This window comes from Pseudomonas sp. VD-NE ins, assembly GCF_031882575.1.
GTDB classification, from domain to species: domain Bacteria; phylum Pseudomonadota; class Gammaproteobacteria; order Pseudomonadales; family Pseudomonadaceae; genus Aquipseudomonas; species Aquipseudomonas fluorescens_BZ.
Genome location: NZ_CP134772.1, coordinates 4,087,945 through 4,101,992 on the forward strand (window position 1 = coordinate 4,087,945; position 14,048 = coordinate 4,101,992).

Below are 14,048 nucleotides of genomic sequence, written 5' to 3' on the forward strand. Positions count from 1 at the left end.
AGGCTTATATACTCTTGGTAAGTTACGAACAGTAAGTTACGTTTGGTATATAAACGATGTCAACCACTGAAATCAGCGAACCCGACTCCCCCGCTCCTCGGCGTCGCCTGTCCCGTGAAGATCGCCTGCGCCAATTGCTCGATGTCGCCTGGCAAATCATCCGCGCCGAAGGCTCTGACGCCCTGACCCTCGGCTATCTCGCCGAAATGGCCGGGGTGACCAAACCGGTGGTGTACGATCATTTCGTCACCCGAGCCGGTTTGCTTGCAGCGCTCTATCGGGATTTCGATGCTCGGCAAACGGCGTTGATGGACGCCGCGATTGCCCGAAGCGAACCGACACTGACCGGCATCGCTTCGGTGATTGCCACGGCGTACGTTGATTGCGTGATGCTGCAAGGCAGAGAAATCCCCGGGATCATAGCAGCGCTGGCGAGCACTCCGGATCTGGAGAAGATAAAGCGTGAGTACGAGGCGATCTTCCTCGAAAAATGCCGTCGCGATCTACAACCGTACGCCCACGGCGGGGAAATTACTCAAGCCGGATTGCGCGCAATGCTCGGCGCTGCCGAAGCGCTGTCGCACGCGGCGGCCAACGGTGAAGTCAGCGCGAAAGAGGCCAGCGACGAGTTATTCGCAACCATCCTTGCCATGGTCGGACGCGCCGCCGTTCGGGCGACTGGCGGTACTTGAGCCGTCACTTGCACACTCCTACGATGGAATCACGCAGTGGCTCCGCTCTTCGAGCGCTGCGTAGGCACGGGTGCTCTGAACCCCAATCAAGCCCGTGCCTTGCTTCATGCGCATCTTGAGCCTCGAGGGCTCTACTTCCTCCCCATCAAAGAGCTTTGAGGCTCTTTTTTTGTCTGCGAAAATCAGTCGTCCGGCGCCTGATCGGCGTGAATCGAGCGCCAGGCCAGCCAGGCACGGCAGTGACTGTCAGCCATGAACGTCAAACTCGGCTGAATGACGCGCACAAAAAAGCCCTTGCTGCGGCATTCACAGCAAGGGCTTTTTCAGCGATGTGAAGTCAGTGCACGGTCAGGCGCTGGCGGACAAACTCCTCGACATGGCGAGTGGTCTGATCGAGGTGCCGGTCGCGCTGTTTCTCGGCATCGAGCATCGCCCGTTTGCCATTTTTCTGCAGCAGGTAAGTGTGGATCTGCTGCACCTCCAGCGAACGGTAAATCGGCGTGGTGTCGATAAACCCGCGCAAGCCATTGCTGCGGTGATGCCGGGTGCTCATCAACACCTGGGTTTCACGCTGGCCAATCACCTCAAAGCCCAACGCTTCGAAGTACGGCACTTTGCCGATCGTGCAGGCCAGTTCGGCATGAGGATATCGCCCGACCATTTCGCCAATCATCGCCCGCGCCACGCCCTGACGCCGGTGCCCATCGCGCACCGCCATGTAGGCCACGCTGCAGGCTTCCCAGTCGCCCTGCACCGGCAGGTACAGAAGAAAACCGATCACTTGCTCCGGATCATCCTCGTCGGTGGCAACCAGCAACTCGACATCGGTGCCCTTCTCGCCATTCAACGCTTCCAGATACAGATGCACCTCATAACCGACCGCGTACTGATAGACGTTGTACAGCAGGTTGCTCGGGCCGAGACCGACCGCGCTGATGTCGGTCAGGTAGTCGACGACCATCTGCAGAATCTGGCTGTTGACGGCCTCGGGGCATGGGGTTTTGTAGTGGGTGATGCGTGGCATGACGGTTGAGCTCCGGCGGAAAACCGCGACATCATACCTTGTGGGTTGAGCCAACCTGCATTGGCAACGACAAATCGAAGGTGGGAGCGAGCCTGCTCGCGAATGCAGTAGCCCATTAAACATAGAAATTGACTGACCCGACACCATCGCGAGCAGGCTCGCTCCCGCAGGGCTGTGCCTGAAAAAAATTTCATCCGCCGCAGACGGGATCTTTGGCAATTCAGGCATCCAATTCTGCAGCTGCGTTCACTTTTCAACGCAGGCCTTGAGGAGTTGTCATGAGCGTTTTGCGTTCCCTGTCCAAATGGCGAAAAACCCTGCTGCTAGTGCCGTTGACGCTGGCGGCGCTGAGCAGCGCCCCGGTGTTTGCGCAACCGGTGATGATCGTCCAGCAAGCCCCACCGCCGATGCGCATGGAAGTGATGCCCGGCGCGCGTCCAGGTTATGTCTGGGATCAAGGTCATTGGCGCTGGCAAGGACGCGGATATGTGTGGATGCCCGGCCACTGGCAACCGGTGAGGTACGGCGCGCACTGGAAACCCGGGCACTGGCAGGCGCGCGGGCCTAACTGGTTCTGGGTCGAAGGGCATTGGGTGCGATGAATGCGCAACAGCCTGGACATCACTTCTTGCGGGAACACCACCATGTCGAAAACCGTTAAAGCACTGCTGGCCGCCACGCTGGTGGCCGTTACGTTGTCCGGTTGCGTCGTCGAGCCGGCCCGTCCGCATCGGCCCCCACCGCTGGTCGAAGTCGTTCCGGTGATGCCGGCGCCGGGTTATCACTGGGTTGCCGGGCACTATCGCTGGGGCGGCAATCAATGGCGCTGGGTGCCGGGGCACTGGCGGGCCTATTGATCGAAAACGGTGGTGTCACTGCTGTGGCGCCACCACTTTGAATTTGATGGCGATGTCCTTGGACACCACGGTGTCCGCCCACTCGCCCGCGCCGAGGCCGAACTCGTCGCGCTTGAGCACCAGGTCACCGTCGAAAATGCCGATGTCGCTGCCCGGCTTCAATTCCACCGGCACCTGCACTTTGCGGGTAATGCCCTTGAGGGTGAGTTGTCCGTCGATCAGATAGCGACGCTCGGCCACTTGGGTGAAACGCCGGGACTCAAACACCGCCACGGGAAATTTTTCGGTGTCGAACCACGCCGGTTTCACCAGTTCGGTGTTGGCGTCTTCGCTGCCGGCATCGATGCTGTTGAGGTCGATGTGCAGCGTTGTACGGGCGTTGGCGAGGTTATCGGTATCAAGGTCCAGCGTCGCCTCGAACTTGCCAAAGGTGCCGTACATCGGCGTGCCCATCTGGTTGTAGGTGAAGCTGATCTGGCTGGCGTTGGTATTGACCCGCGTGTATTCGACAGCCTGCGCGGCACAGACGATGCACAGCGAACACGCGGCAGCCAGCAGCAATCGGATCGACATGGGACTCTCCAGGCGGGGCTGGCCGTCGAGGGCCTCGATTGACTTAAGCAAACATCCACGCGTTACGCCAGCGCCTAGACCAGCCGCTCGATCTTCTGATGCTGCCAGACCAGTTTGTAATACAAGGTCTGCAGCACCAGCATGCCCAGATACGCCACCGGAAACGCCATCCACACACCCTGCAAACCGTACTGCCCGTCCAGCCAGTACGCCGCAGGCAGTTGCACACCGACCACGCAAATGATCGCAATCACCACCGGCACCAGCACCGTGCCACTGGCGCGCATGATCCCGCCAATGATTGCCTGGAAGCCGAACACCAACAGGCTCCACAACATGATGTGCAGCAGATGCTCAGCCATCGCCCTGGTCGAGTCCTCGGTCAGGAACAGCCCCAGCAGCCAGTGCGACAACAGGTAACCGAGCACAATCAAACCGCCGGTCAGGCACACGTTGATCAGCAGTCCGGTGCGCAGAATCGGCCCCATGCGTTCCAGCCGCCCGGCGCCGATGGCCTGGGCACCGAGGATCGACGCGGTGATCGCAATCGACAAGGCCGGGAACTGCACGTAGTTGACGATCTGCGTCACCGCGCCATAGGCCGCCGTCGCTTGCGAGCCGTGCTGATTGACCAGCGCCAGGATCACCAGCTCCGACAGCGACAGCACAATCATCTGCACGCCGGTCGGCAGGCCGATGCGCAACACTTTGCCGAGAATCGCCCCGTCGAGGCGCAGCGCGGCGAAGAACTCGCGATCCGGCGCCAGCGGATGGCCCTTGCGAATCAGGCGCCAGGCCAGCCATGCCATCGCCGCCAGGTTACCGGCCAGGCCAGCATAAGCCGCACTCTGAATACCCAGTTGCGGCAAGCCGAACCAGCCGCGAATCAGCGCCGGCGTCAGGGCCAGCCCGACACAGGTCGAGACCATCAGCGCCAGCAACGGCGACAGCGTGTCGCTGACCCCGCGCAACAGCTGCGTGAACAACACAAACACCAGCAGCGACGGCAAGATCCACATCATCACATGGGCATACGCCACTGCATCGTCGAGCACATCCGCCGGCGTCCCCAGCCCCGCCAATGCCTGTCGCGCAAATACGCTGCCCAATACTGCGGCCACCAGACCGATCAATACGCCCAGCAACAGCGTCGCCCCGGCAATCGCCTTGACCATGTGTGGCTCCCGCGCGCCCCACGCCTGACCGATCAACACCCCGGCGCCCGCACCGAGGCCGATCACCAGCGCGATAAAGAAGAACACGATGGGAAACATCCCCGACACCGCCGCCAACGCCTGGGTCCCGAGCATCTGGCCGATGTAAATGCTGTTGACCGTGCCCGACATCGATTGCAGAAAGTTCGACAGCACCATGGGTGCGAGGAATAGCAGGTAGGTTTGCCAGAGTGGGCGTTGGGCGACGGCTTGCATTGAATAGAGGTCCATCTCGATGGCGGGAGGGCTGATGGAGGATAGCTTCGGTGAGTTGCACGCGGGGCGCAATTAACATTTCAAATCGGTGTTTATCAGCGCTACCCGCACCTGTGTAATTGGCACGGATCTGTAGGTGTCGGTTCAGAGCTGTGGTAAACAACTGCCCACTTCCATTGCTCTCATTGAGGCTCTGTTCATGCCGCACTTTGCCAATCTGTTGACCGGCACCCTCCTCGCTCTGCTCGCCAGCAGCGCTCATGCCGCCGCGCCCGGCGAAACCTTGAAGCCGTTGCTGGAAACGCTGAACGAACGCCTGAACATCGGCGACCTCGTCGCGCTGACCAAATGGGACAGCGGCAAGCCGATTCAGGACAGCCCGCGTGAGGCGCAGGTCATCGCCAATGCCCGAACGCTGGCCACCGAGCGTCAGCTCGACCCTGAGGACGTGGCGCAACTGATCGCCGCGCAAATGGAGGCGAACAAACTGGTGCAGTACGGCTTGCTCGCGCAATGGCAGGCGGCCGGTACCGCGCCGGACACGCCGCGCCCGGACCTCGGTAAACAGATCCGCCCACGTCTGGATGAGCTGCAAACCCGCCTGCTGCAGCAATACGCCGACTTTGCGCCGTATCGCCATGACGTCAATTGCCCGGTGTGGCTGGCCAAGGCGCGCAGTGACCTGAGCCACGACGCGCTGCATGAGCTGGCCCTGACGCGGGCGACGGGTGAGCTGTGCGTTCGGGCGGCGAAGTCGCTCTGAGAAAGATCAAAAGATCGCAGCCTGCGGCAGCTCCTACAGGGGATTGGTGAACCATCATTGCGGTCGATGTTCACCATCACGGCAATGAAGTTCTCATAAAAAATCCACGGCGTAACATCGGCTCCAGACAAACAACGACCCCTTGGAGCACACGATCATGAAACGCCAGACCCTTCTCAGCATCGCTTTCTCGGTTTTCGCCATTAACGCTTTTGCCGCCACTCCGGCACACACCCAGCTCGCTGAAGGCGGCTCGGACAAGTTGATTGAAAGTCGTGTTGCTGAGGGTGGTTCTGATCGTCTGCTCGAACGCCGCGTTGCCGAAGGTGGCTCCGATCGCCTGCTCGAACGCCGCGTTGCCGAAGGTGGTTCTGATCGCCTGATTGAACGTCGCGTTGCCGAAGGCGGCTCCGATCGCCTGCTCGAACGCCGCGTTGCCGAAGGCGGTTCCGATCGTCTGATCGAACGCCGCGTTGCCGAAGGTGGTTCCGATCGCCTGCTCGAACGCCGCGTTGCCGAAGGTGGCTCCGATCGTCTGATCGAACGTCGCGTTGCCTAAACCACCGGCTTCATCGCAGTTCCCAAACAAGCCCGGCCTGATCAGCCGGGCTTTTTTTATGGCTTGTGTTGGAGAACGGGCCATGCCTGCTCGTGACCCCGGGTTTGATCGCCAACGGTCGCGACGTTATAAATTCGCTCGGGTTATACCGCGAAAAATCTTCTCGATTTCCTGAATGGCGCTGGTTTGAGTGCGTTTGAAAATCTGTTTGAATTTCAGCCCCTCAGTCTCCTTCATATACTTCTTTGCCAGCTCCACTTTGGTCAGTTTGGTGCCGATAGATACGGCTCCGTTCTTTTTCCTGACCAGGTATTTTTTAAAGGCGTCGGGCAAATAGCTTTCCATCGTATAGCCCCGAGTAATCCAGGTGCTGCTTTCATCCAGCTGATCAAGCACCTTGTACTTTGCCGAATCTTTCTTCGTACGGTGGGCGACATCACCGTCGAACTCAAAATCGTGGTCACGATCGATGACGACAAAAGAATTCCTGTTGATACGCAGCATCGAGATTGCCTCTTCTGTCTGCAGCTCTTCACCCGCGTGATAGTGGGACAATATCGACCCGCCATAGAGCACGAACGAGTAATGCACATTCTCTACCAGTTCGGCTTCGGCATGCTCTCGACACCAGCGTTGCAACCAGTACTTTATGTACAGCCGATCCGACGGGCCTTCGACCCATATCACGAAATTTGACTGGTACAGATCACTTGCCCGCACGCCCAACTCGTCCAGCAGCTTTTGTGGCGAAACGGTGACACGCGGCCCCTGCAAGCTATGGATATGGCGTCCGTCCACATGGAAGTGAGCGATCGAAACAGAGGCTGTTGCGTCAGCTGCGCCCCAGACATCAGGGCTGAGAAAAACCGAGGAATGCGAAGAAACCAGCAATTGCAGGTTCTTTTCCTTCGCCAATCGCGCCAGATTCATCGCCAACAAGCGCTGGAGTCGAGGGTGCAAATGAGACTCCGGCTCCTCAATGATGACAATAGAACCGTTTGCTTGTTCGCGGAGCCAGCCGAGCATGCCCGCGGCCGCTTTCCAGCCCGAAGGCAAATATTCAAACGGGACAGCTTGTGAAACCATCAGATCAGAATAAAGCTGCAACTTCACAACACCCGTTTCTTGCAGTTGTTGCGTCGTAGCCAGTTCCACGCGTTTGACCCCACACAACTCTGGCTGAATTTCACGCAAGGCGACAATGAACGCCGCATCGAAACAGGTTTGCTCGGGACCTCGCCAATAGGAAACGTTGATCCCCATCCTCGATACGATCTGACTGATTTTCTGTATATCGTTGGCCGCCACGCCCGTCGCCGGAATGCGCGCGTATATTTCATCCAGAATTTCTTCCGAATGATCTGCCCGGTCGAAAACGCGCAATGCCAGGATCGGCGGCCGGGCCGGCTCGAACTCGACATGCAGGACCAACGGAGCAGGCGCGGGCGTGTAGCTCGAATCATCGCCCTTGAAGGTAATATCCAGCCCATGAAAGACGCGTTCGCCAAACGCCGTTCGTTTAAGGGTTTGAAATAACTCTGGCCTGGACAATGCCCCTACCACATCCAGAAGCGTTGACTTACCTGCACCGTTCCTGCCGCCAAACACATTGATTTGCTCAAGATCAGCGCGTTGCATGTCGTGAAAACCGGCGTCGGATCCGTGAATATCTGCACCGACGCCTACGTAAAACGCCACACCTCTGAGAGCACTGAACTTGATTCTTTCTATATGCAAAGCAGCCACCTGACGGGGAATTGTTCTACCTGAGCGATCAGGGAAAAACCGAGCGCTGGTATCTGGGCAGACACCTTACTGAAAGTGATGGCTCTTTGAAATCGCTGTCGACACACTCATAAACCACTTCGCTGGCAGCCCGTTGACGATGTCGCATACCATTGCGCCACACCAATAAAGACAGACCTCGCCCATGCTCAAAGCCAGTCTGCGTAGCCACCTCACCCTTTGGTTTGCCGGTTTGTCCCTGCTGACGCTGCTGAGTGTGGGCTTCTATGTGGGTCACATCGCCACGGAACAAATGAAGCAGGCCAGCGGCAATGCCTTGCTCAACACGGCACGCTCGGCGGCATCGTTATTGGGCGAGCAACTGCGCGAACGCCAGTTGGAGGTGTATCTGCTCAGCCGCGCGCCGCATCTGGAGCGTGGCGACCTGGACAACCCGGCGATTCTGAAATCGATGCAACTGCGCACTCAGGCCCGCGCCGAGTACGCGTGGATGGGCGTTACCGATGCCGAGGGCAAGGTGCATCAGGCGGTGAACGACTTGCTGGTCGGCCAATCGGTGCAGCAACGCCCCTGGTTCCAGGCCGGGTTGCGCGGCGAGTACACCGGCGATCCTCATGAGGCGGTGTTGCTGGCGAAAATGCTGCCGGCCCTGCCGAACGGTGAACCGCTGCGCTTCATCGATTTCGCCGCACCGATCCGCAACGCCGACGGCCAGGTGATTGGTGTTCTTGGCGCCCACGCACACTGGAGCTGGGTGACGCGCATTGTTGAGTCGGCGGCGTTCTCGCATAAAAATTCAACGCCGGATGTCGAAGCGTTGATCATCGATCACGATGGCAAGGTGCTCTACCCGGAAGCGCTGATGGGTCAGCAACTGGCAATTGACACCAAAGGGCAAGGCTGGACGGCGGGCAACGGATTCCTCACCAGCATGGTCACCGTGCCGACGCCATCGAGTACGGTGCTGTCGTGGTCGATTGCCGTGCGCCAGCCATTGGAAACCGCACTGCAACCGGCGCGCCTGCTGATGTACAAATTACTGATTCTCGGGGTTTTCGCGGCGGTGCTGTTCGGCTTGGTGGCTTACTACCTGGCGCTATACCTGAGCCGCCCGATCGAACAGCTCGCGCATTCGGCCCGACAGGTGCAGAACCAACAGCCCGGCGCACAATTCCCGCTGCAACACCCGGTGCGGGAAATCGCTCAGCTTGGCCAGTCCATTGATGCCATGACGCAATCGCTGCTCGGCAAGGAGCGCGAACTGCAAGAGGCCAATGCCTCGCTGGAAGCCACTGTGGCGCAACGCACCGCAGCGCTGACGCAGGCCAACGCCGAACTGCTGAGCCTGGCGACTCACGACGGTTTGACCGGCGTTTACAACCGTCGCCGTTTCGACGAAAAGCTCACCGAATACACGCTGCTGTTCCGGCGCACCGGGCGTCCGTTTGCCCTGCTGCTGATCGATGCCGACCACTTCAAGCGCATCAATGACAGCCACGGCCACGCCGTGGGTGATGATGTGCTGCAACAGTTGGCGCAACTGATTCAGAGCAGCTTGCGCACCACCGATTTCGTCGCCCGTTACGGCGGCGAAGAGTTCGCCGTACTGTTGCCGGAAATTGCCCAACCCGACACCCCGGAAGTGGTCGCCGAGAAAATTCGCGTGGTGGTTGCCGAGGCCGAATTTCCTGTGGTCGGGAATGTGACGGTGAGCATCGGCGTCGGTCTGGCAGACCCGGCGGACAACAGCCACAACGCTCTGATCAAACGCGCCGATCAGCAGCTGTATCAAGCCAAGGCGGCGGGCCGTAATCAGGTGGCGTGATCAGCCCTTCACTGCTTCAAGTGTTCGACCAGCTTACCGACCACCAGATCTGAGACATGGCTGAATGCCTTGCGCAACGCTTCGGGATCCGTTGCGTATTGCTCCGGTGTATAGGCGATGGTGTTGGCATCGTTGGAAACGGAGATGGTGTCGAAATTGCGCCACACCGCCGAGCCGTTGCGCTTGATTTGAGCCGTAGCGCCGATCACCGGGTACAACACGGTGCTGAAATTCTTCAGGCAGAGCCCCCATTGCGAGACCATAATTTCGACCTCGGCATCGGCTCGCTCCCCCTCGCCCACCACGGTAAACAGATGTTCCTGCTGCACGCGTTTTTCGAAGCTTTGCCGAATCAACTTGCTCAGGTCAATGTCATGGGTCTTCATGTTGTTGCGAATCGCCAGAGTAATATCTCCGGTGGCCACGTCCGCCGCTTTCGTCCCTGCCACAGAGCCCGCCCCCGTTAACCCGCCAGCACCGATGGTCGAAGCACCGGAGGCCATGCCCGCCGCTGCGCCGGCTCCGGCGCCCAAGCCTGCGCCCCAGGCCTGCGTCATGCTGGTGTACTGAAAGTTATCGACGGCGACAAACACCGGCAACACTTTCACGGTTTTGATTTGCTGGCGATCTTCAACGCTGAGATCTTTGGTCACGCAACCCGTCAGCAAAACGAGGGCAGCAACAGCGACGAGTAGCTTTTTCATGTCATTTTTCAATCAGGGACTTGGGTATCCGGCATATCGCCCGAACACTGCAATACTTGAGTCGCGAAGAAGACGTGGTGCTGACGGTCATGACCCTGGCGGCGGAATCAATCGAGCGTGATGGAGGGGGTTGTCACAGAGAGCATCAACCGACATCGCTGCACCTCAAAAACACGCATGCCCTGTAGGAGCTGCCGAAGGCTGCGATCTTTTGCTCTTGACCTTGCAAAGCAAAATCAAAAGATCGCAGCCTTCGGCAGCTCCTACCGTTATTGCGAGAAGGTCTGGAGGTAGGCCAGCAGATTGTCGAGTTTTTCTTCGTCGCTCAGCCCCCAGAAAATCATCCGCGTGCCGGGCACCACGCCTTTCGGATCCTTCAGATAGGCGATCAGCGTTTCACGATCCCAGGTCACTCCCGAGTTCTTCATTGCATCGGAATACACGTAATTCGCCGACGTACCGGCGGGCCGACCAATGATGCCATTGAGCTGCGGACCGAATCCCGGTCGGGCCGATTCGCCGACCTGATGGCAGCCGCCGCACAGACGCGGGAAGATTTTCGCCCCGGCTTCGGGGTCGCCTGCGGCATGACTGAACGTACTGAACAGGCTGGTGCCAAGCATCAGGGCGAGTGACAGTGCAGCGGTGTTTTTCATCGAGGGTTCCGGGTCGGTCTGCATCGGGCGGCGCAAGGGTAGCATTTTGTTTTTACAGGTAAGCGCCAATGATCCTTCTGATTTTGCTCAATGCCTGGCGCAACACCTCCATCTCTACCGAACCCAGCGCCAGACGAATCGCATGGGGCGCATGACCTGACACCGAAAACGGCTCCGCCGTGGTGACGGAAATCTGCTCGTGCATCAGCTCGACGACAATCTGATCGGCGCGCACATCTTCCGGCAGCGGCAGCCAGAGGAAATACGACGCCGGATGGCCAATGCTCGGCAACCCTTTCAGCACCTCGGCCGCCAGCGCTTGCCGCGCCTTGGCGTCGTTGCGTTTCTGCTCCTCGAGCAGCGTCACCGTGCCGTCGTCGAGCCAGCCGCAGGCGATGGCAGTCATGATGCCCGGCGTGTTCCAGGTGGTGGCGCGGATGACTCGCTCGAGCGCTGGTACCCACGTTGTCGGGGCGGCAATGAAACCGACGCGCAGGCCGGTGGCGATGTTTTTCGACAGACCCGAGACGTACACCGTGCGCTCCGGCGCCAGATCGATCAGCGTACGCGGTGGGTTTTCCACCAGAAATGCGTAGGCCGCGTCTTCGATGATCGTCAGATCATGGCGACGGGCAATCGCCACCAACTGCTCGCGCTGTTCCAGCGGCATCACCCAGCCCAGCGGATTGTGCAATGTCGGCATGCTGTACACGGCACGCACCGAGCGACTGCGACAGAGTTTGTCCAGCGCGGCGAGATCCGGCCCCTGATCGCTGAACGGAATCGCCACGACCTCCAGATGCAGCGCTTCGGCCAGCACCTTGAAGCCGGAGTAGGTCAGCGCGTCAGCGGCAATCACATCGCCGGGTTTGAGCAATGCCATCAGCGTCACCGCCAAGCCTTGCTGGGCGCCATTGACGATCAGCACTTGCTCGGCTTCGACCGTCACCCCGCGCGTCAGCAGATGCCGAGCGACGGACGCGCGCTCGTGGGCGCGACCGGCGTGGGGCTGATAACGCAGCAACGCTTCCAGATCGCCCGACAACGCCAATTGCCGCAACGCGCTGCGCAACAAATCCGCCTGATCGGGCAATGACGGGTAATTGAAATTGAGGTCGATCATGCCGACCGCCACGTCTTTCTGATCGATGCCCTGCCCTGGCGACAACGAGGTTTCACGGACAAACGTGCCGCGCCCGGTCTCGCCGCTGATCAGGCCCATGGCCTCCAGCTCCGCGTAAACCCGCGAAGCCGTGACCAGCGCCAGTCCTTCCTGAGCCGCTAATTGCCGATGGGTCGGCAACCGTGTACCCGGCGGCAACTGCCCCGAGCGAATGTCCGCCGCGTAGGCGTCAACCAATGTTTTGTAGCGCGAGCGTGGCATGCCGGATGTATCCATGACAATTCTTTGATTGTGCTGATTCTCGGCTCTAGCATGACTGCAATGCAACCCACTTTCTGAGCGTGATCTGCTATGGAACGGACTTCGAATCTGACGACGCCGGCACTGGAAAAAACCAGTGGCTGGATCAACGGTTTTATCGGCGTAGTGATCTTCAGCGGCTCGCTGCCGGCCACGCGCCTGGCGGTGCTGGAGTTCGATCCGGTGTTTCTCACCGTGGTCCGCGCGGCCATCGCCGGGGTCTTGGCGATGGCGCTGTTGTGGCTGTTTCGCGAACGGCGTCCGGCGCGCGATCAGTGGCTGTCGCTGTTGATTGTCGCGCTGGGCGTAGTGCTCGGCTTTCCACTGCTGACCGCCCTGGCGCTGCAACACGTGACGTCGGCGCATTCGATTGTGTTTGTCGGATTACTGCCATTGGCCACGGCGATATTTGCCGTGCTGCGCGGCGGTGAGCGGCCGCGACCGGTGTTCTGGATCTTTTCGATTCTCGGCAGCGCGCTGGTGGTCGGCTTCGCGCTGGCACAAGGGCTGACTGCCTCGCCCACCGGCGACCTGCTGATGCTGGCGGCGATTCTGGCCTGCGGCCTCGGCTATGCCGAAGGCGCAAAGTTGTCGCGCACCCTCGGCGGCTGGCAGGTGATTTGCTGGGCGCTGGTGCTTTCATTACCGGTGATGGCGATGTTGAGTCTGTGGCTGGCGCCCGCTTCGTTCAGCACCATCAGTCTTTCGGCGTGGGTGTGTCTGGGCTATGTGTCGCTGTTCAGCATGCTGATCGGCTTTGTGTTCTGGTATCGCGGTCTGGCTCAGGGCGGGATTGCGGCGGTGGGTCAGTTGCAATTACTGCAACCGTTTTTCGGTCTGGCGCTGGCGGCGACCCTGCTGCATGAACACGTCAGCGTCGGCATGCTCGCCGTGACATTGGGCGTGATCCTGTGCGTGGCCGGGGCGAAGAAATTCGCCAAATGATGCTCAGGCGCCAGCCTTCCATTCGCGAGGGCTGAGCCCGGTCTTACGCCGAAACGCCCGGGCCAGCGCCGAAGGACTTTCGTAACCGACCTCTTCGGCAATCAGCGCAATCGGTTTGCCTTCGCGCAGGCGTTTCTGCGCCAGACTGACCCGCCAGCTCAGCAGATAATCGGCCGGGGTCTGCCCAACAACCCGGCGAAACTGCTCGGCGAAACCGGCGCGGGACAGGTTGGCGACCGCGGCCAGATCCGCCACGCTCCATGGCTTTTGCGGTTGCTCGTGCATCAGATTCAAGGCGCGCGACAGACGTGGATCAGCCAGCCCGGCGATCATCCCCGGTTGTTGTTCGCGGCTGCTGATCAAGTGCCGCAGCAACAGAATCACCAGCAGTTCGAACAGGCGATCCATCACCGCCACCCGCCCGCAATGCCCTTCGAACGCTTCCTTGAACAGCCATTCCACGGTGCTGCCCAATTCCGGGATGTCCGTCAGTTTCAGCACCATATAATCCGGCAGTGCCGCCGCCAGCGCATTGCCGGAACCGCCGTCAAACGTCAGCGTTGCGCAGACCACTCGGGTGTCCATGGCTTCGTCGGCGAACATGCGATGGGCAAAGGGTCGGGGGAAGAAAATCAGCGACGGTTCGCTCAGGCGAATTTCACGCTCGCTGCCCGGCTTGAGCCGCATTTCACCGGCCTGCAAGAGATGCACATGCCCGACCGGTTCATTTTCATGAACCGCGACGCCGCAGAACGTACCACTGTGAAAAGTGCCGGCAGTCACGCCGAAATGGCTGAGTAACGTAGACAGGCGATCCATGGTCGACTCCAAAGGCATATCTGGACGATCTG

At 59.8% G+C, this 14,048-nt stretch carries 15 protein-coding genes; 7 read left to right on the top strand and 8 right to left on the bottom strand.

Going from position 1 to position 14,048, the window contains the following annotated elements; all coding sequences use genetic code 11:
* Positions 1-56: 56 nt before the first annotated feature.
* Positions 57-692 carry a TetR/AcrR family transcriptional regulator gene (locus tag RMV17_RS18145; protein ID WP_095048033.1) on the top strand — a complete coding sequence of 212 codons (636 nt, stop codon included), beginning with the start codon at positions 57-59 and terminating at the stop codon, positions 690-692.
* Between the two features lie 337 nt (positions 693-1,029).
* Here the strand turns inward: RMV17_RS18145 and RMV17_RS18150 are convergent, their stop codons facing one another.
* Entirely contained in the window at positions 1,030-1,716 is a 687-nt protein-coding gene (locus RMV17_RS18150; RefSeq protein WP_311881574.1) for a GNAT family N-acetyltransferase, read from the bottom strand.
* Positions 1,717-1,994: 278 nt separating this feature from the next.
* On the opposite strand from RMV17_RS18150, the gene RMV17_RS18155 reads away from it, so the two are divergent.
* Entirely contained in the window at positions 1,995-2,318 is a 324-nt protein-coding gene (locus tag RMV17_RS18155) for a YXWGXW repeat-containing protein (RefSeq protein WP_034156176.1), read from the top strand.
* A gap of 42 nt (positions 2,319-2,360) precedes the next feature.
* Positions 2,361-2,573: a YXWGXW repeat-containing protein gene (locus RMV17_RS18160; RefSeq protein WP_007908149.1), complete on the top strand. Its 213-nt coding sequence runs from the start codon at positions 2,361-2,363 to the stop codon at positions 2,571-2,573.
* Positions 2,574-2,588: 15 nt separating this feature from the next.
* Here RMV17_RS18160 and RMV17_RS18165 read toward each other — a convergent pair whose 3' ends face one another.
* Together RMV17_RS18165 and RMV17_RS18170 are read right to left on the bottom strand one after the other, a co-directional pair.
* The gene (locus tag RMV17_RS18165; RefSeq protein ID WP_311881576.1) at positions 2,589-3,146 is read right to left on the bottom strand and encodes a YceI family protein; all 558 of its coding nucleotides are present in this window, start codon (positions 3,144-3,146) and stop codon (positions 2,589-2,591) included.
* 74 nt (positions 3,147-3,220) lie between these two features.
* A complete protein-coding gene (locus RMV17_RS18170; protein ID WP_034156178.1) occupies positions 3,221-4,576 on the bottom strand; it encodes an MATE family efflux transporter in 1,356 nt (451 codons plus the stop codon).
* Positions 4,577-4,775: 199 nt separating this feature from the next.
* Here RMV17_RS18170 and RMV17_RS18175 point away from each other — a divergent pair, with 199 nt between their 5' ends.
* Together RMV17_RS18175 and RMV17_RS18180 are read left to right on the top strand one after the other, a co-directional pair.
* Positions 4,776-5,339 (top strand): chorismate mutase, encoded by a 564-nt coding sequence (locus tag RMV17_RS18175; protein WP_311881578.1) that lies wholly within the window; start codon positions 4,776-4,778, stop codon positions 5,337-5,339.
* A gap of 157 nt (positions 5,340-5,496) precedes the next feature.
* Positions 5,497-5,898, top strand: coding sequence for a hypothetical protein (locus RMV17_RS18180; protein ID WP_311881579.1), 402 nt, complete (start codon positions 5,497-5,499; stop codon positions 5,896-5,898).
* Positions 5,899-6,024: 126 nt separating this feature from the next.
* On the opposite strand, the gene RMV17_RS18185 is transcribed toward RMV17_RS18180, so the two are convergent.
* Positions 6,025-7,536 carry an AAA family ATPase gene (locus RMV17_RS18185; RefSeq protein WP_311881580.1) on the bottom strand — a complete coding sequence of 504 codons (1,512 nt, stop codon included), beginning with the start codon at positions 7,534-7,536 and terminating at the stop codon, positions 6,025-6,027.
* Between the two features lie 292 nt (positions 7,537-7,828).
* Here RMV17_RS18185 and RMV17_RS18190 point away from each other — a divergent pair, with 292 nt between their 5' ends.
* Positions 7,829-9,469, top strand: coding sequence for a diguanylate cyclase (locus RMV17_RS18190; protein ID WP_311881582.1), 1,641 nt, complete (start codon positions 7,829-7,831; stop codon positions 9,467-9,469).
* 8 nt (positions 9,470-9,477) lie between these two features.
* Here the strand turns inward: RMV17_RS18190 and RMV17_RS18195 are convergent, their stop codons facing one another.
* From RMV17_RS18195 to RMV17_RS18205, 3 genes are all read right to left on the bottom strand, one after another.
* Entirely contained in the window at positions 9,478-10,173 is a 696-nt protein-coding gene (locus RMV17_RS18195) for a hypothetical protein (RefSeq protein WP_311881584.1), read from the bottom strand.
* A gap of 269 nt (positions 10,174-10,442) precedes the next feature.
* The gene (locus RMV17_RS18200; RefSeq protein ID WP_311881585.1) at positions 10,443-10,829 is read right to left on the bottom strand and encodes a cytochrome c family protein; all 387 of its coding nucleotides are present in this window, start codon (positions 10,827-10,829) and stop codon (positions 10,443-10,445) included.
* A gap of 52 nt (positions 10,830-10,881) precedes the next feature.
* The gene (locus tag RMV17_RS18205; RefSeq protein WP_311887065.1) at positions 10,882-12,213 is read right to left on the bottom strand and encodes a PLP-dependent aminotransferase family protein; all 1,332 of its coding nucleotides are present in this window, start codon (positions 12,211-12,213) and stop codon (positions 10,882-10,884) included.
* 90 nt (positions 12,214-12,303) lie between these two features.
* Between RMV17_RS18205 and RMV17_RS18210 the strand changes: the two genes are divergently transcribed.
* Positions 12,304-13,197 (top strand): DMT family transporter, encoded by an 894-nt coding sequence (locus RMV17_RS18210; protein ID WP_311881586.1) that lies wholly within the window; start codon positions 12,304-12,306, stop codon positions 13,195-13,197.
* A gap of 3 nt (positions 13,198-13,200) precedes the next feature.
* Here the strand turns inward: RMV17_RS18210 and RMV17_RS18215 are convergent, their stop codons facing one another.
* Positions 13,201-14,016 (bottom strand): AraC family transcriptional regulator, encoded by an 816-nt coding sequence (locus RMV17_RS18215; RefSeq protein ID WP_311881588.1) that lies wholly within the window; start codon positions 14,014-14,016, stop codon positions 13,201-13,203.
* Positions 14,017-14,048: the final 32 nt, after the last annotated feature.